At 68.4% G+C, this 15086-nt stretch carries 17 protein-coding genes; 6 read left to right on the top strand and 11 right to left on the bottom strand.

The window, feature by feature from the left end; translation table 11 throughout:
• Window positions 1-31 precede the first annotated feature (31 nt).
• Both IE157_RS05050 and IE157_RS05045 read right to left on the bottom strand, forming a co-directional pair.
• Window positions 32-532, bottom strand: coding sequence for a GNAT family N-acetyltransferase (locus IE157_RS05050; protein ID WP_318281342.1), 501 nt, complete (start codon window positions 530-532; stop codon window positions 32-34).
• Window positions 533-603: 71 nt separating this feature from the next.
• Window positions 604-972 (bottom strand): ArsR/SmtB family transcription factor, encoded by a 369-nt coding sequence (locus IE157_RS05045; RefSeq protein ID WP_110921006.1) that lies wholly within the window; start codon window positions 970-972, stop codon window positions 604-606.
• Window positions 973-1071: 99 nt separating this feature from the next.
• Between IE157_RS05045 and IE157_RS05040 the strand changes: the two genes are divergently transcribed.
• Complete coding sequence (locus tag IE157_RS05040) at window positions 1072-1572, top strand: ArsI/CadI family heavy metal resistance metalloenzyme (RefSeq protein ID WP_110920907.1); 501 nt, start codon at window positions 1072-1074, stop codon at window positions 1570-1572.
• A gap of 112 nt (window positions 1573-1684) precedes the next feature.
• Here the strand turns inward: IE157_RS05040 and IE157_RS05035 are convergent, their stop codons facing one another.
• Entirely contained in the window at window positions 1685-2278 is a 594-nt protein-coding gene (locus IE157_RS05035) for a recombinase family protein (RefSeq protein WP_110920906.1), read from the bottom strand.
• A gap of 50 nt (window positions 2279-2328) precedes the next feature.
• Between IE157_RS05035 and IE157_RS05030 the strand changes: the two genes are divergently transcribed.
• Window positions 2329-2847 (top strand): relaxase/mobilization nuclease domain-containing protein, encoded by a 519-nt coding sequence (locus IE157_RS05030; protein ID WP_318281341.1) that lies wholly within the window; start codon window positions 2329-2331, stop codon window positions 2845-2847.
• A gap of 153 nt (window positions 2848-3000) precedes the next feature.
• On the opposite strand, the gene IE157_RS05025 is transcribed toward IE157_RS05030, so the two are convergent.
• Both IE157_RS05025 and IE157_RS05020 read right to left on the bottom strand, forming a co-directional pair.
• Window positions 3001-3276, bottom strand: coding sequence for a hypothetical protein (locus IE157_RS05025; protein ID WP_193519279.1), 276 nt, complete (start codon window positions 3274-3276; stop codon window positions 3001-3003).
• A 221-nt stretch (window positions 3277-3497) separates the two neighbouring features.
• Window positions 3498-4688: an alcohol dehydrogenase catalytic domain-containing protein gene (locus IE157_RS05020; protein ID WP_095798957.1), complete on the bottom strand. Its 1191-nt coding sequence runs from the start codon at window positions 4686-4688 to the stop codon at window positions 3498-3500.
• Between the two features lie 425 nt (window positions 4689-5113).
• Between IE157_RS05020 and IE157_RS05015 the strand changes: the two genes are divergently transcribed.
• Together IE157_RS05015 and IE157_RS05010 are read left to right on the top strand one after the other, a co-directional pair.
• Window positions 5114-6310 carry an MFS transporter gene (locus IE157_RS05015; protein WP_193519353.1) on the top strand — a complete coding sequence of 399 codons (1197 nt, stop codon included), beginning with the start codon at window positions 5114-5116 and terminating at the stop codon, window positions 6308-6310.
• A gap of 43 nt (window positions 6311-6353) precedes the next feature.
• The gene (locus IE157_RS05010; protein ID WP_193519278.1) at window positions 6354-7640 is read left to right on the top strand and encodes a cytochrome P450; all 1287 of its coding nucleotides are present in this window, start codon (window positions 6354-6356) and stop codon (window positions 7638-7640) included.
• Between the two features lie 163 nt (window positions 7641-7803).
• Here the strand turns inward: IE157_RS05010 and IE157_RS05005 are convergent, their stop codons facing one another.
• The 4 genes from IE157_RS05005 to IE157_RS12830 all read right to left on the bottom strand — a co-directional run bounded on the left by IE157_RS05005 (window position 7804) and on the right by IE157_RS12830 (window position 11234).
• A complete protein-coding gene (locus tag IE157_RS05005; RefSeq protein ID WP_193519277.1) occupies window positions 7804-9858 on the bottom strand; it encodes a M23 family metallopeptidase in 2055 nt (684 codons plus the stop codon).
• A gap of 125 nt (window positions 9859-9983) precedes the next feature.
• Window positions 9984-10508 (bottom strand): mycothiol transferase, encoded by a 525-nt coding sequence (locus tag IE157_RS05000; RefSeq protein ID WP_064847102.1) that lies wholly within the window; start codon window positions 10506-10508, stop codon window positions 9984-9986.
• Between the two features lie 87 nt (window positions 10509-10595).
• On the bottom strand, window positions 10596-11009 hold the full coding sequence (locus tag IE157_RS12835) for an EamA family transporter (protein WP_064847103.1): 414 nt from the start codon (window positions 11007-11009) through the stop codon (window positions 10596-10598).
• 12 nt (window positions 11010-11021) lie between these two features.
• Window positions 11022-11234, bottom strand: coding sequence for an EamA family transporter (locus tag IE157_RS12830; protein WP_318281323.1), 213 nt, complete (start codon window positions 11232-11234; stop codon window positions 11022-11024).
• 209 nt (window positions 11235-11443) lie between these two features.
• Between IE157_RS12830 and IE157_RS13080 the strand changes: the two genes are divergently transcribed.
• The gene (locus IE157_RS13080) at window positions 11444-11794 is read left to right on the top strand and encodes a GntR family transcriptional regulator (RefSeq protein WP_193519276.1); all 351 of its coding nucleotides are present in this window, start codon (window positions 11444-11446) and stop codon (window positions 11792-11794) included.
• Between the two features lie 267 nt (window positions 11795-12061).
• Here IE157_RS13080 and IE157_RS04985 read toward each other — a convergent pair whose 3' ends face one another.
• Window positions 12062-13576 (bottom strand): MFS transporter, encoded by a 1515-nt coding sequence (locus IE157_RS04985; protein ID WP_064847143.1) that lies wholly within the window; start codon window positions 13574-13576, stop codon window positions 12062-12064.
• Between the two features lie 173 nt (window positions 13577-13749).
• Here IE157_RS04985 and IE157_RS04980 point away from each other — a divergent pair, with 173 nt between their 5' ends.
• Window positions 13750-14295, top strand: a complete 546-nt coding sequence (locus IE157_RS04980; protein WP_064847107.1) for a TetR/AcrR family transcriptional regulator — start codon at window positions 13750-13752, stop codon at window positions 14293-14295.
• Window positions 14296-14381: 86 nt separating this feature from the next.
• Here the strand turns inward: IE157_RS04980 and IE157_RS04975 are convergent, their stop codons facing one another.
• Window positions 14382-14897 carry an FtsX-like permease family protein gene (locus IE157_RS04975; RefSeq protein ID WP_193519275.1) on the bottom strand — a complete coding sequence of 172 codons (516 nt, stop codon included), beginning with the start codon at window positions 14895-14897 and terminating at the stop codon, window positions 14382-14384.
• Window positions 14898-15086: the final 189 nt, after the last annotated feature.

Below are 15086 nucleotides of genomic sequence, written 5' to 3'. Positions count from 1 at the left end.
CCGACAGGCCCGTCAAGCGACGGGGGTGGGTTCAGGTGCCGATGGTGGCGCTGCGCCGCTCGAGCAGGATCACGTCACGCCACTGCCCCGCGTGCGGGCCGTGGCTCATCCGTCCCAGGCGCCGGCGCACCCCCACCGGCTCGAACCCGAGCGTCTGGTGCAGGGACAGGCTGGCGGTGTTCTCCGGGAAGATCTTCGCCTCGATCGTCCACACCCCCGCGGCCTCCGCCGAGGCGATCAGGGCCTGCAGCAGCAGGCGCCCGACCCCGGGCCCGGCCGCGTCCGGGTGGACGTAGACGGACTCCTCCACCACCCCGGCGTACACGGGCCGGGCCGAGACCGGGGAGGCGGCGACCCAGCCCAGCACCGCACCGTGGTCATCGACGGCCACCTGGCGCAGGTGCGCCGGTTTGCCCGCCGCGAAAGCCTCCCAGCCCGGTGGCCGAGCCTCGAAGGTGGCCTGGCCGGTGGCGATGCCCGCGGCGTAGATCTCGCGCACGGCCGGCCAGTGGCACTCCTGCAGCCCGACCACGGTAACCGCCCCGGCCCCACCCTGCGGCACATACGGCCCCACCGCACGGTCCGCGGGCGGGGGTGTGCTGGTCACGCGGTGGCGGACGCTGGGGCGAACAACGTCCCCAGCGCCTCCAGCGCCGCCGGGTGAGCGCGGTAGTACACCCACACTCCACGCTTGTCCCGCTCCAGCAACCCGGCCTCGTGCAGGACCTTCAGGTGGTGGCTGATCGTGGGCTGGGACAACTCGAACCCCGGCAGCAGGTCGCACACACACGCCTCCCCACCCGGGTGAGCCAGCACCATCGACAGCAGCTGCAACCGCACCGGATCCGCCAGAGCCTTCAACAGCGCGGCGATCCCCTCCGCCTGTCCCCTGCCCAGCGGTTCCCGTGCCAGCGGAGCACAACAGGCCAAAGCGGTCGACGCCGCCGAGGAATCGTCACCAGAAATAGACATGCATCTATATTGACGCTTCTCGATGCCGGTGGCAAGATCATGACATCGACGGTGATCTATATCCAATGTTGGGCCGTCATTTCCGGAAAGGAACCCGTCATGTCCAGAGTCCAGCTCGCCCTGCGCGTCGCCGATCTCGAGGCCTCCATCGCGTTCTACTCGACACTGTTCAACACCACCCCGGCCAAGCGCCGGCCCGGCTACGCCAACTTCGCCATCACCGAACCCGCCCTCAAGCTCGTCCTGCTCGAGGGCGAACCCGGGGAGGACACCCGGATGGACCACCTCGGGGTGGAGGTCGAGTCCACCGATGTCGTCAACGCCGCCGCCGCCCGCCTGGCCGACGCCGGACTGGCCACCCGCCCCGAGGAGGAGACCACCTGCTGCTACGCCGTCCAGGACAAGGTCTGGGTCACCGGCCCCGGCCAGGAACCCTGGGAGGTCTACACCGTCAAAGCCGATGCCCGCCCCGACCTGGAAGGCAAGACCGATCCCGAGCAGTCCGACGTGGCCGGCGACGGCACCTGCTGCACCACCGACGACCAGCCCGCCCCTGCCGACGCTGGCAAGCAGACCACCAAGCAGCCCAGCTGCTGCTGAGACACCACCGGGATCGAGCCGCCGTCACGATGGCGGCTCGATCCCGAAGGCCTAACGATCCGGCTGCTGGTCGGCGTCATACGCAGCACGGTGTCCACAGGCACCGACGTACTCAGATGGTCGTCACTTGCGGTAGCTCTCGAATCCGCCGGTAGAGGGTGGCCCTGGACATGCCGAGGTCCCGGGCGACCTGGGTGGCCGGCTCGCCTCCCTCGATCAGCCGGAGAGCATTGCGGATCTGGGAGTCGGTGAAGGTCTGACGCCGTCCACCGAGGTCTTTGCCCGCGGCCCGCCGCTTGGCCACCGAGTCGGTAATCCGCTCCCGCTTGATCTCCAGTTCCATCTGGGCCAGCGCGGCCATGACGGTAAAGACCATCGAGCCCATCGGTGTCGCGGTGTCCACATCTCCCCCACCGAGGTTGAGCACCCGCAATCCGGCACCCCTTCCCCGCAGCGCTTCCGCGAAGGCCAGCATGTTCTGCGTCGACCGCCCCAACCGATCCAGCGTGGTAATCACCAGCGTGTCGCCCTCCTCGAGCGCGGCCACCGCCTTGTCGAACGCCGGACGCGATGCACGCCCTCCAGACACTCCACTGTCTGCATAGATGTCATCGCGCCGCACACCGGCACCCACCAGGTCAGACACTTGACGGTCCGCATCCTGCTGGCGCGTCGAGACGCGCGCATACCCGATCAGCTTCCCCATGTCCACCTCATCTGTCTCGCAACTAACGTTGAGTATCCGATTCTAGGGGCATAGATAAAGCACATAGCTACGAGACAGGTCGAACCGCGCAATCATGCGGGCGCAAATTTCCTGGACGAGACGTCTCGCATCCCATGGGTTTCGAGGAGCACCCGTGCGTGATGGTCCGCCACGCTGATGACCATGTGCATGTGGTGGTGTGCCGGGTCAGTGACGAGGGGACGGTGTGGCACGGGCGCAACGACCGGCGTGCGGCCCAGAGCGCGTGCACCCGGCTGGAGTTGGAGCACGGTTTGCAGACGGCGCCGCGGCGCCGTGAGGCGGGGCGGGGTAAACGCTCGGTGGTCGCGGTGCGTCAGCTGCAGGAGCAACAGACCGAGGTGGTAGCGGTCCGCCGCGCGGAGTGGGAGCAGATCCGCAAGGTCGTGGAGCTGGACAACCCGGCACCTCGGAAGCAACCCCCGGCGCCCCAGCAGCAACAGCGGGTAGCCCCGCTTCATTCGATGGAACAGGCGCAGCATCTTTGCCGTTCCGACCCCGACCGAGAGGACCGCGGGCGAGGCCTGTAGCTGGGCTTAGGCCGAGAAGATGCGGGAGAAGAACCCGCGGCGCGGCTCGGGCGGTGCCACAGGGGCTGCGGGTTCCGGTGACGTTTCCGGCTCTGCCGTCGGGGTGGGACGAACAGGTTCTGGAGTAGCAGGAGCCTGCGTGATGTGGGAGCTCTACCCGGTGAGCATGCGCAGCGCCATGCGCTCGGTTTCGTTGGCGATTTGGAGGGCGTCGAGAGCTCGCCGACGTTCTTCGGCTCGTGCTTCAGCAACTTCGGCGCGCCGGCGCCATTCCTGGACCTCGGTTTCCAGCTCGCGGACGCGCTCGAGCAGCCGACCGGTGCTCTCCGATGCCTCAGGGGTTTGAGCGGGAGATGCCACGGGACTGGTCTGGGGGGCGGTACGGAAACCTTCGCCGTGGATGAGGCCCACAGCGATGAGTGCGGTCATGGGCATCTGCCACCCGGCGGAGGTGATGGTGGCCCCCGCTTTCTCCAGCTCGACGCGCCGTCGGCGGAGGGTGCTGTGGAACCCCTGGCACCGGGTTCACGGCCAGCTGTTTTCCTGACCGGCCATAGGAGAGAACGAAAAGGCGCCCTCAGCTTGGGGCGCGTCCTGGCGGTAGCGAGGCCCTGGCAAATTGCCAGGGCCTCACTACCGGGTGAGCAAGATCAGGAGGCGATCATGCCGTGGGGGTCGATGATGTACTTCTCCTGCGAGCTGTTGTCGAAGTCCGCGTAGGCCTGAGGAGCATCGTCAAGGCCGATGACCTTGGTCTGCAGCATGTCCGACAGGTACGGCATGCGGTCCCACAGGATCGCCTGCATCAACTCGTAGTTGTAATGCATGATCGGCGCCTGGCCAGCGGTGATCTTCGGGGACTTGATCCAAGCGTTGCCGAATTCAATCGGGTAGATGCCGTTCTGCTCGTCCTTGGAATCCGCCAGGGGGTCAGGCCCGTAGATGCCGATGATGCCGGTGGCGCCTCCCGCGCGGGTAACGTCGATCACCTGGTTGATCGCATAGGCCGGATCCTCTTTGTCCGCGTCCTTGCCGATGCCGTGAGCTTCGGTGCCGACGTAGTCCACGGCGCAGTCGACCATCGGCTCGCCAAGGATCTTTTCGATCTGGTCCTGCAGCGGGACATCCTCGTTGAGGTCAATGGTTTCGCAACCGTTGCGCTTCATCAGGGCCAAGCGATCCTTGTCATGGTCTCCGACGATGATGCAGGACGCCCCCAGCAGGCGCGCAGCTGCGGCGCCGCAACGGCCCACGGGGCCGGCCCCCGCGATGTAGACAGTGGACCCGGGCTTGGCGCCGGCCTCCATGAGGCCGTGGAAGGCAGTCGGGAGGATGTCAGAGAGAAGCGCCAGATCGCGGATCTTCTCCATGGCCTGGTCACGGTCCGGGAACTTCAGCAGCTGGAAGTCCGCATAGGGAACAAACAGATACTCGGCCTGTCCGCCGTCCCAGCCGCCCAGGTTGAAGCCGTAGGCAGCGGAATCGGCGTCCGGGTTGCAGGTCTGGCAGACCTCGGTACGACCGTTGCGGCAGTTGCGGCAGCGGCCGCAAGCCACGTTGAAGGGAACCGAGACCAGGTCGCCTTCCTTCAGGAACTCGACGTCAGAGCCGATTTCCACGACTTCCCCGGTCATCTCATGCCCCATGACCATGCCTTCCGGGGCGGGGAAGGACCCGCGGTAGATGTGGAGGTCACTACCGCAGATGTTGGAAGCCACGATCTTCAGGACAACACCGTGGGGTGCCTTCTTGCCGTTGGGCATCTGGAGCTTCGGGAAGTCCAGATCCTCAACCTGCATGTTCTTCACGCCGCGGAAGACGACGGAACGGTTGCCTGCCATGCTCTTCACTCCTTCTTGAGTTCTCACACCGGGGCCCGGGGAGACTCGATCCAGCCCCAGTCCTGAGGCTTCTCTCAGTAAACCATAGGCCTCGCACAACCTAAATCGACCCCCAGGGGCGTCGTGGGGAGGGAGGCGTCCTGGACGAATCCACGTTCTGCATGACGCAAAATGTCGATATTGACGATGCCTTGGCTTGGTGGGAGATTCCGATTATTTCGGGCGAATGACTCAATGCGCGCTTTTGACATACATGTCAAACACCCCGGTGGGTGTACTTTTCACGCATTTCTCACCCAAAATGTTCATGTTACGAACCCCGCGGATTCAAGCCCTGCGGACTCACGCATACACCACCACGAGTGTGCTCCACCCTCCCCGGCCCGTAACCTGACGGGGTGACGCCAGCTTCCCCACCACCGGCCATGGACCGCCTGCGGATCACCCGAGCGCGCATCGCGGTGTCCCTGCTGTTCCTCACCAACGGCGCGATCTTCTCCAACCTGTTGCCCCGCTTGCCCGAGATCAAGGACATGTACGACCTGTCCAACGCCCTGTACGGGTTCGCGCTAATCGCGTTCCCCATCGGAGGTGTGGTGGCGGGTCCCCTGCCGGCCCCCATCCTGCGGAGGTTCGGAACGGCGCGCGTCGCCGTGGTGGGTTCGATCCTGCTCGCCACCGCGGTGTTCGTGGCCGGATCCGTTCCCCTCGTGGCCGTGTTCTGGATCGGATTATTCGTCGCGGGCATGCTGGACGCCCTCGTGGACACAGCGCAGAACGCGCAAGGACTGCGAGTACAACGCCTCGCCGGAACCTCCATCATCAACTCCATGCACGCCCTGTGGAGCGTGGGTGCCGTGATCGGCGGCCTCATGGGCACCGCCGCCGCGGCCATGAACCTACCCCTCCCCTGGCACTTCCTGATCAGCGGTGTCATCTTCGCGGCCGTGGCGGCCTTCGCCATGCGCTGGGCCGTCCCCGACGACCACGCGGAACACGCCGCCACCCAGGCCGAGAACGTCCCCCTGGACACCGCCGGGATGCCCAAGCTCCCGCGTGGCGCGGGAGTGGCCGCGCTCGCGCTGCTGCCGATCGCCGTCGTCGCCATGTCCGGGGTGCTCGTGGAAGATGTGGGCTCCAACTGGTCCGCCGTCTACCTGCGGGACGCCCTGGGCGCACCCGTGGGCATGGTGGGGCTCGGCTACGTCAGCCTGGTGGGCGCGCAGTTCGTGGGTCGCCTTTTGGGGGACAGGCTGATCGACGCGTTGGGCGCCGTGCTGGTCACGCGCATCGGGGGCGTACTGATCTTCGTGGGCCTGGGCGCCGTGGCGCTCGCGCCGACACCGTGGGTGGCCCTGGCTGGGTTCGCCCTCGCGGGCTTCGGCTGCGCGACCATGGTCCCCAACGCCTATGCCGCCGCGGACCGTGCCCCCGGCCTGAAACCCGGCACGGGCCTCACCCTGGTGAGCTGGTGCATGCGCATCGTGTTCGTGCTCTCGCCCCCGCTGATCGGCCTCTTCGCTGACGCCGCCGGGTTGCGGACCGCGCTGTTCGTCTTCCCGCTCATGGGCCTGTTCGCGTTCCTCTTCGCGGGCGCCCTGCGGGTGCGCGCCCGGCGTTGAAACCTCCCAGTCGGCGAAAGGTCAGTACCCGTACGATCGGAGCATGACTTCCACCGCGGGACGCACCCGCCCCGACCAACTCCTCTCCTTCCTGCGCTCGGGCTACCTCTTCGCCTCGCGCGTACGACGTCGCACGGGCGTCTCCCCGGAGTCCGGCGCCCCGGTGAGCATGAATCTGCTGGGCAAGCGCTCGGTCCTGGTGCGCGGGGAAGAAGGGGTGGACCTCTTCTACGACACCTCCCGCATGAAGCGCGACGGCGCCATGCCCCTGTTCATCCGCGGCCCGCTCTTCGGGTCGGGTGCCGTCCACGCCCTGGACGGGGACGCCCACGCCGCACGTAAGAACCAGATGGCGGACATGGCCTACGAGGACGAGCGGGTGGCCCAGTACAAGCCGTTCGTGGCCGAGGAACTCGAGATGCTCATCCGTGAATGGATCTCCCCCGGCAACGTCTACGACGGCACGGCCCTGGCCTTCGGCCGTGCGTCCTTCCGCTGGGCCGGGATCCCGTGGAGCCGCCAGGAGATGGACCGGCAGGCCCGCCGCATGAGCCGTCTGCTGGACACCTTTGGGCGCCCCGCCACGCACCCGATCTCATGGTTCGAGCGCTTCCGCCTGGATCGCACGTTCACGCAGCTGATCCACGGCGTGCGTTCGGGCACCGTGGCCGCCGACCCGGATTCGGTGCTCGCCCACATGGCGCGTCTCGTGGACGAGAACGGTGGCCTCGTGGACGAGAAGACCGCCGCGGTGGAGTTGCAGAACCTCACCCGCCCCAACGTGGCGGTGGCTCGCTTCGCGGCTTTCGCCGGGGCAGCACTCGTGGAGCACCCGGAATGGGCCGCCCGCATCCACGAGGCGTCCCAGGCACGGGGTGGTTCTCTGCTCGACATCCCGGAGGCCGTGGCCTTCGCCCAGGAGGTCCGCCGCGTCTACCCGTTCGTCCCGATGCTCCCCGCCGAGGCCACCACGGACACTGAGATCAAGGGCTGCCCCATCCACAAGGGCCAGCGCGTGCTGATCGACATCCTGGGCACCAACAACGATCCCGCCTCGTGGGAGCGCGCCGGCACCTTCGACCCCGAACGCTTCATGGGGGTCGACGACGCCGAGGCCATCCGCACGTTCATCCCCCAGGGCGGTGCCGAGGTCCGTACGGGCCACCGCTGCCCCGGTGAGAAGATCGCGGTGACATCCCTGTCCGCGGCCGTGGTGGCACTGGCCCGCCCGAACGTGGAACTGGGCACCGACCCGGACGACCTCACGTTCTCGTGGACCCACATGCTGACCCGCCCCGCTACGGGCATGCGGGTGCGTGCCGCCCACTGATCCACCCGAGCGAACCGAAGGGCCACACCGCGTGCGAGCGGGGTGGCCCTTCGGGTAAGCACCTCTATGGCCGGAACACCGGGGTGTCACCCGCCTCTGTGGGCGGGATCACCGGTCCACGGGTACGCACCGCCGTTACGGGCAGGAGGTGGAACCCCGATCCTCACCCGTCCTTGGCAGAGGGAGCCGGGGGCTGGTACGGCGGGGCATCGGCCACCAGCTTCTGCAGCGTGGTCAGCTCGGCCGTGGCCGCCTCGGTGAGTTTCTTGTCCGCCGAGGCCGCCGCCACCGCTTGCTGGGTCTTGTTCAGCTGCGCGGTGAACGGCGGATCCGCGGCGGCCAGCTTGGAATCCGTGAGCCGCTGGGACAGCAAGGTCAACTCGGTGTTCAGTGGCGTGGCGGGTCCGAACTGCTGAGCCGGGGTCAGCATCAACTGCGTGGCCAGCAGGTGCTGCGTGCGCTGCTGCAATTGCTCCAAAGTGGTCAGCTGATCCACGGGTGCGGTGTAGGGATCCACACCGGGCACGTTCGGCTGGGGGTTGGGATCCTTGCCCGGCTCAGTGTGCCCCGGTGGCTTGGGGTGCCCGGACGTCGACGGATTCGGGGTGGGCAGGGTCTTCCCCGGATCACTCGGGGTGCCCGTGGGGTCACCGGACTTCGACGGGGTCGGCATAGGACTCGGAGTCGGGGAGCCGCTCGGGTCGGGCTTCTGCTTGCCCGGATCACTCGGCTTACCCGTGGGACCACCGGACTTCGACGGGGTCGGCATAGGACTCGGAGTCGGGGAGCCGCTCGGAGTCGGAGAGCCGCTCGGGACGGGCTTCTGCTTGCCCGGATCACTCGGCTTACCCGTGGGACCACCGGACGTGGACGGGATCGGCGTGGAAGTCTTGTCCCCCGGCTTCTTGGCGCCGGAGTCGTGTCCTCCCGGTGTCGCCCGGCCCGGGGTCTGCTCGGACGTGCCCGGCGTGGATGCTCCGGACGGGGTCGTGTTCGGGCGCGGCGTCGTCGTCGACCCTGGCTCGTGAGCGGGCCCCTTCTTGGCAGGTGCCTTTGTGGTCGGCGCAGCCTGGGGCGCGGACTTCTTGGCGTCGTTCCCGGCCTTCTCGCCGGACGCCTGCTTCGCGGCGGCCGGTTTTCCGGAGTTCGACGACGCCGCTGCCGGCTGCGGGGTCTTCCGGCCCAGTGCCATCACGCGTTCGTGATCTGCATCGGGAACGTCGGCCGGTGGGGGACCGGAATCGGTACCGGGTTCCGCGTGCGGATCCATGGGAGGCTGCATCGCGGCCTGGTCCTCCGTGGAATACGGCGCGCGCGACGCGGGGATGACACCCTTGCCGGTCTCCCAGTCGAAGGACTCCGGATCCGCGACCTTGCCGTGAACCCAGATCTCGAAGTGCAGGTGGGGGCCGGTGACACGCAGACCCGTCTGCCCCACGGTGCCCAGTTGTTCAGAGGCGCGCAGGGTGTCCCCCACGCGCACCATGACGTCCTTGAGGTGGTTGTACGTGGTCTTGATGCCGTCCGTGTGCGTGACCTCCACCCGGTTGCCACCCCACACGTCCCAGAAGACCGCTGTGACAGTGCCGTCCAGGGCGGCTACCACGGGTGTGCCCTCCGGCACGGAGATGTCCGTGCCGTTGTGGAAGTCCTTCTGCTTGGTGTCCGGGGCGATCCGCCATCCGAAGCGGCCACCGTCCAGCACGACCACCGGCTGGGCCGGGGCGATGATGGTGTTGACGGGCAGCTCACCCTCGAAGGTCGCCGGAGCGCGCGTGCTCGGTGCCACGGGGGACGTGTCCCCCGCGCCGCTCCCGGAGCCGCTCGAGCCTGAACCGCTTCCGGATCCGGCAGCGCCCGCGCCTCCGGCTCCGGAGGCTCGGGGACCGGAACCCCCGGGAGCGATCTCCACCGCATTGCGGACGAACGTGCCCGGGGCGGTCACCGGAACGTCGTGGGACGCGGCGATCGCCGCCTGGTCCGGCACCACGGCGAACAGGGACGCCTGAGCCGGCTGCGCGGCGTCATCGGCGGGAGCGGGAACGCCCGGGCGCTGGGGGCCTTGCGCGTCGTGGGCCATGGCGGGCTGCCAAGGGGCGGTTTCTGTGCCGTTGCTGAGCGCGACGCTCACGGCCACGAGCATGGAGAAGGACGTGAAGGCGGTCAGCGCCATGGACGGCTTCCTGGCCGCCGCGGCGCGTGAGCGTGAACGAGTCATGAGGCGATCGTGTCTCCCGGGATGGACTTCGGCACCGTTAGCCCGCGGCCCGATAGTCAGTACAGCCAGTGTAGGTGAACCGGTGGTGTCCATGTAGTTGCATGAAGACTAAGATCCCCGCGTGTTCAGTACTTCCCGGACCAGCCGTGCTCGACCAGCCCGCGGACGTAGGCGGCCTGCCCCACGTGCTGGGCGGCGTCGTCGATCGCGGACACGATCCGCACACCCCGTGTGACGGGCGGATCCCAGGAATCGTCGATGACCTCGTCCAGCTCGGCCTCCGAGAGGGAGCGGACGTACTCGGCCGTGGTGTCCGTGACGGCTTCGAGGTAGCCCAGCAGCAACTCGGGGTCGTCCACGCGCACGCTCGCCACGGCCTGCGGATCGTCCCCGAAGCCGAAGTCCTCACATGGGCGGTCCAGCCCGAACCTCTCGCACCACCCGCCGGAACGCCACACCTGCTCCGCTCCGCGCAGCTCCGCGACCTGGGCGTCCTGCTGCCGCGCCGCATGCCACACGAGCCAGGACATGGAGTTCAGTTCACCGCGCGGCATCTCGTTGAGGATGTCCGCGGAGGCCCCCTCCACGGCGGCCCGCGCCGCCTCCAGGGGCCGCTGCGCGGCGTCCGTGATCAGTTCCAGTGCGCTCATGCCCGCGCCTCACTTCCTCGTGCCGACGATCCACGTCGCCCGCCCGGTCCGGTGACTTCCGATCCGACGACGCCGCTCCCTGTCACTCTACGGGTGCCCCGTCGGATCCGGGAGGGGTTCGCCGAGCAACAGGACGGTCCAGACAAGGGTCAGAAGCGGTTGCATCAGCTGCAGTTGACTCGCCCTGGCGATGCCCATCAGCGCCATGCCGCGATACCAGACCACGAATCCCAGGAACTGGGAGGCCGCCGCGATGTACAGCAGCCCCGCGACACCGCGCGCGGAGAGGTGGACGGGTTCCATGGGCACAGCAACGATCGTCACGACCAGGTTCGCGGGAGCGGCCAGAAGCACACCCCATGCGATCAGGTGCCAGCCGGGGATGCGGGAGGACAATCTCCCGCCCTCCGCGTAGCCCGCGGCGCACACCACGAGGGCGGCCACGAGATAGAGATCCCCGATGCCGGGTGCCCCATTGCTCTGCAACAGGGCGAATCCCACGACCCCCGCCCCTCACGTGGCGGCCGCACACCAGAACGCCCACGAGGGCCGATTCCCGGTGCGCAGCGTGGAGATGACGGCGGTAGCCATGGGTAGGGCACCGATGACCACCGCGGAGTGCGAAGCGGACGTGGTCTGCAGCGCCAGAGTGGTCAGCAAGGGGAAGCGCAGGGCGCAGCCGAGTGCCACCACGGTGATCCCCACCCAGTCGTGACGGGCGGGCACGGGCGGGCGGGCCCGGCCAGTGCCGCTGCGATGGCGCCTCGTAGTCCGGTGGCCGTCCAGGGTTCGAACCGGCCCAGGGCGAAGACCGTGCCCGGGAAGCTCAGGGATAAGGCGACGACGCCCAGGGACGCGAGGAGGGGGCCACTGCCCCATACGCCGTCGACCCGTCCCGGGCCCCGAACCGATACTGCTGTGGGAACAGTAGCGCTATGACAAGCTTTCATGATCGAAGTAGCAGTTCCGAGGACATCGCCCGGGAACTGACGCGGGACATCACATCACGTGCCACGGGAACGCGGCTACCGTCCCACCGGGCTCTCGTGACCCGCTTCGGCGCGAGCGCCTCCACCGTGTCCCGGGCACGCGCGCTACTCGCCCAGCGTGGCCTGGTGGTGTCCCGACCCGGGGCGGGGCGGGGGCGCGAGGACGTGCTGGTCGTGGGTGGCGGACAGGCCGCCCTGTCCACCGCGATGCGGGCAGTGGCCGGTCCCTGGCACGATCGCAGACGGCGCTCACGCAGCGCAGGCGGCTGGCGGTCCGCACGGTCGTCGAGACCCTAGGGGCAGACGTCCTCCCCGATCACCCCCGCGGGGGTTATCACCTGTGGCTGCGCCTTCCCCGGGGCACCGACGAGAGCGAGTTCCTCTCGGCAGCCCTCGCGCGCGGCACCGCGCTGGCCCCCGGCACCTACTTCCACGCCGACCAGCCCGACGTCCCGCGCGTTCGCCTGAGCTACGCAGCAGCGCCCACGACAGCGGACCTGGTCACGGGCATCCATCGACTCGAAGGACTCGTGTGAGGAGGACCGCTACAGCATCGCGGTCCGGTCAGTGGGTGCGGGGCATGCGACGGTCCGCGCGGAGCACGCGCACCAGGACCATGGCTACGACCAGCACCATGAAACCGCCCACGAGCGAGCTCCACTGCATGCCGGAGGAGAAGGCGGCCGTGGCGGCGTCGACGATCGAAGCCTGCAACGGCGACTGAGCAGCCACGTCCAGGGCGCCACCCAGCGTCTCGTGCGCGGCCTGCGCGCTCGCGGGATCCAGGGCCGCGGGCAGGTCCAAGTGGGCCTGGTAGAACGCGGTGGTCACACCACCCAGCACGGCGGTGCCGAGCACGGCGCCCACCTCGTACCCGGTTTCGGACACGGCCGACGCCGCTCCGGCCTTGCGTTCCGGCACGGACGAGACCACGAGGTCGGTGGACAGTGTGGTTGCGATACCCACACCCGCGCTCATCACGGTGAACCCACCCAGGACCGGCAGCGCCGAGGCCTGTTGATCGGTGAAGAACACCAGGAGGAAGCCCAGGGCAACGAGCAACAGACCCAGCACCACGGCGTTGCGCAATCCGATCGTGTAGGCCAGCTTCGCGGCGGTGAGCCCGGCGACGATCGCCAGCAGCAGCCCGGGGACCATGAACAGACCGGAGGTCATGGGGTCCATGCCACTGACCAGCTGCAGGTGCTGGGTGAGGAAGAACAGGAACCCGAACATCGCCACGTTGGACACCACGTTCACGGACAACCCGCCCGAGAACCGGGGGCTGCGGAAGAAGCGCAGGTCCAGCATGGGGTAGTCCTTGACCACCTGGCGGCGCGCGAACAACAACCCGGACAGCGCACCCACGGCGATGAACAGCACACCATGCAGAGCGGAGCCACCCGTGGCCATGGTCTTGATGCCGTACACGATCGGGGCCATGGTCAGGATCGCGAGCACGATGGACGCGGGGTCCACCGGTCCCGGGTGGGGGTTACGGGACTCGGGCAGCAGCAACGGGGCCGCGATCAGGAACGCGATCAGCACCGGGACAGCCAGCAAGAATACCGAGCCCCACCAGAAGTGGTTGAGCAGGAAGCCCCCGGCGATGGGACCCAGGGCGGCGCCGGCGCTGAACCCGGCCGTCCAGATCGCGATGGCAAGGCTGCGCTGGCGATCGTCCTGGAACACGGTGCGCAACAGGGACAGCGTGGTGGGCAAGAGCATGGAACCGAACACGGCGATCCCCACGCGGGCGGCCAACAGCCATTCGGCGCTCGGGGCGAAGGCCGCGCCCAGGGAGACCAGGCCGAAGCCCGAGGAACCGATGATGAGCATCTTCCGCCGCCCGATCCGGTCCCCCAGGCTCCCCATGGGGATCAGCAGGGCGGCCAGGACCAGGGGGTAGATGTCCACGATCCACAGCAGCTGCGCTGCGGTGGGACGCAGCCCCGCGGAGATCGCGGGCAGGGCGAAGCTCAGGGCGGTGTTGTTCACGGAGACCAGGAGCACCGGGAACATGAGGGCGCCCAGGGCGGCCCAGCCACGGGCATCGGCCTTGCGGTGTTGATCGACCATCACGGACACGTGGAACCTCCTGGGAGAAGAGCTGCGGATTCGGGTGTGCGAGCCGTACACGGTTGTACCGAGCTCCTTCACAGGAGCCTCTCGCCAAGTCTTTACCGTCTAGACGGTACAGTTAACATGGTTAGGCTGGCAATGATTCCCACCCCGTGAGGTTCACTACACCCATGCCCCGCAAACCCGTGGCCCGCGAGAAACTACTCACCGCGTTCGAACACCTCGTGCTGTCGGAGGGCGAACGTGCCGCGACCCTGGACGCCGTCGCCGCCCGGGCGGGGGTGTCCAAGGGCGGGTTGCTCTACCACTTCCCCCACCGGCAAGCGCTCGTGGACGCCGCCCTGGCCCGGTGCGAGGAGATGGCCCGCGAGGACCTGACCCGCCTCACGCAATCCCCCCGGGGTGCCGCACGGGAGTTCCTGGCCACGTCCCTCTACGAGGACAGCCCCCTGGACCGCAGCCTCATGGTGGCCTTCCGCATGGTGCAGTCCGGCGAGCCCGGCGCCCGAGAGACCTGCGAGCGCGTGACCCGGGAGTGGTACCGCGTGGTCCTCGAGGACGTGGGGGACCCGATGATCGCCACAGCCGTGCAGTGCATGGGGGACGGGCTCTACCAACGGGCGTCCATGGGTCTGCTGCCGGAGGACCCGGAGGAGAAGCAGCAGATCCTGCAGCGCCTGCTGGACACCGCGGATCGGTTGGCGCGGGACTCGTGACGAAGCCCCGGCCGAGCACCTCGCGGTACTCAGCCGGGGCTTTGTGGCGGGGCCGTTCAGGGCGCCGCCGTGCCGGAGCGATCGGGTCAGTCGACCCGCGCCAGCCCCTCCACCGGGTTGAGCTTCGTGGCCCGTCGCACCGGCAGCGCGGAGGCGATGACCGCCACCACCACAGCAACGGCCAGAATGAGCAGAAAACCACCCCACGGCACCACGGGCCGGACGGTCATCCCCTCCACGACCAGGGACATCACCCCCAGCATCCCGAAGAGCCAGCCCACCACCAGGCCCACCACGGTGGCCACGAGTGAGATCACGAGGACTTCCCGCCGGATGAGCGCCCCGAGTTGCCGCTTGGACAACCCCAGCGCGCGCAACAGGGAGTTCTCCCGGGAGCGTTCCAGCACGGACAGGGACGTGGTGGAGGCGATCCCCAGGACGGAGACCACCACGGCCACCGCGAGCAGTGCCAGCATCACCGCAAGCAGGATGTCCAGGAGGTTCACGTAGCCGGCCTTCTCGAGTAAGGCTCCACCCAGCTCATCCGTGCCCACGTGCAGGATCTTCGCGACGGACTCCTCCAGCTTGGTGGCTTCCTGCACGTCGAGGCGCTGCGCGGCGTCGGAATGCCGTCGGCGGAGCGGGAGCCGCGCAGACCGTCGAGTGCCGCCGCGCCGGGCCCAGGGAGGCCACGAGGGTCAGGAGCACGCCGGTGACCAGTCCCGCGATCACGTCCCACAGGACCTGCGGTGTGCATCATGCGAGGGGATGAGCGGGCCACCGTGGGGCTC

Origin of the sequence: Kocuria marina, assembly GCA_014652975.1 — a bacterium.
Classification (GTDB): Bacteria; Actinomycetota; Actinomycetes; order Actinomycetales; family Micrococcaceae; genus Kocuria; species Kocuria marina.
Note: the sequence above shows the minus strand (reverse complement) of the source record. Positions and strands in the feature narration are given on the sequence as shown.

Coding starts and splice junctions, on each gene's coding strand:
- IE157_RS05045 (WP_110921006.1), bottom strand. CDS start 972: ATGTCTATTTCTGGTGACGATTCCTCGGCGGCGTCGACCGCTTTGGCC.
- IE157_RS05040 (WP_110920907.1), top strand. CDS start 1,072: ATGTCCAGAGTCCAGCTCGCCCTGCGCGTCGCCGATCTCGAGGCCTCC.
- IE157_RS05035 (WP_110920906.1), bottom strand. CDS start 2,278: ATGGGGAAGCTGATCGGGTATGCGCGCGTCTCGACGCGCCAGCAGGAT.
- IE157_RS05025 (WP_193519279.1), bottom strand. CDS start 3,276: ATGACCGCACTCATCGCTGTGGGCCTCATCCACGGCGAAGGTTTCCGT.
- IE157_RS05020 (WP_095798957.1), bottom strand. CDS start 4,688: ATGGCAGGCAACCGTTCCGTCGTCTTCCGCGGCGTGAAGAACATGCAG.
- IE157_RS05015 (WP_193519353.1), top strand. CDS start 5,114: ATGGACCGCCTGCGGATCACCCGAGCGCGCATCGCGGTGTCCCTGCTG.
- IE157_RS05010 (WP_193519278.1), top strand. CDS start 6,354: ATGACTTCCACCGCGGGACGCACCCGCCCCGACCAACTCCTCTCCTTC.
- IE157_RS05005 (WP_193519277.1), bottom strand. CDS start 9,858: ATGACTCGTTCACGCTCACGCGCCGCGGCGGCCAGGAAGCCGTCCATG.
- IE157_RS05000 (WP_064847102.1), bottom strand. CDS start 10,508: ATGAGCGCACTGGAACTGATCACGGACGCCGCGCAGCGGCCCCTGGAG.
- IE157_RS13080 (WP_193519276.1), top strand. CDS start 11,444: ATGACAAGCTTTCATGATCGAAGTAGCAGTTCCGAGGACATCGCCCGG.
- IE157_RS04985 (WP_064847143.1), bottom strand. CDS start 13,576: ATGGTCGATCAACACCGCAAGGCCGATGCCCGTGGCTGGGCCGCCCTG.
- IE157_RS04980 (WP_064847107.1), top strand. CDS start 13,750: ATGCCCCGCAAACCCGTGGCCCGCGAGAAACTACTCACCGCGTTCGAA.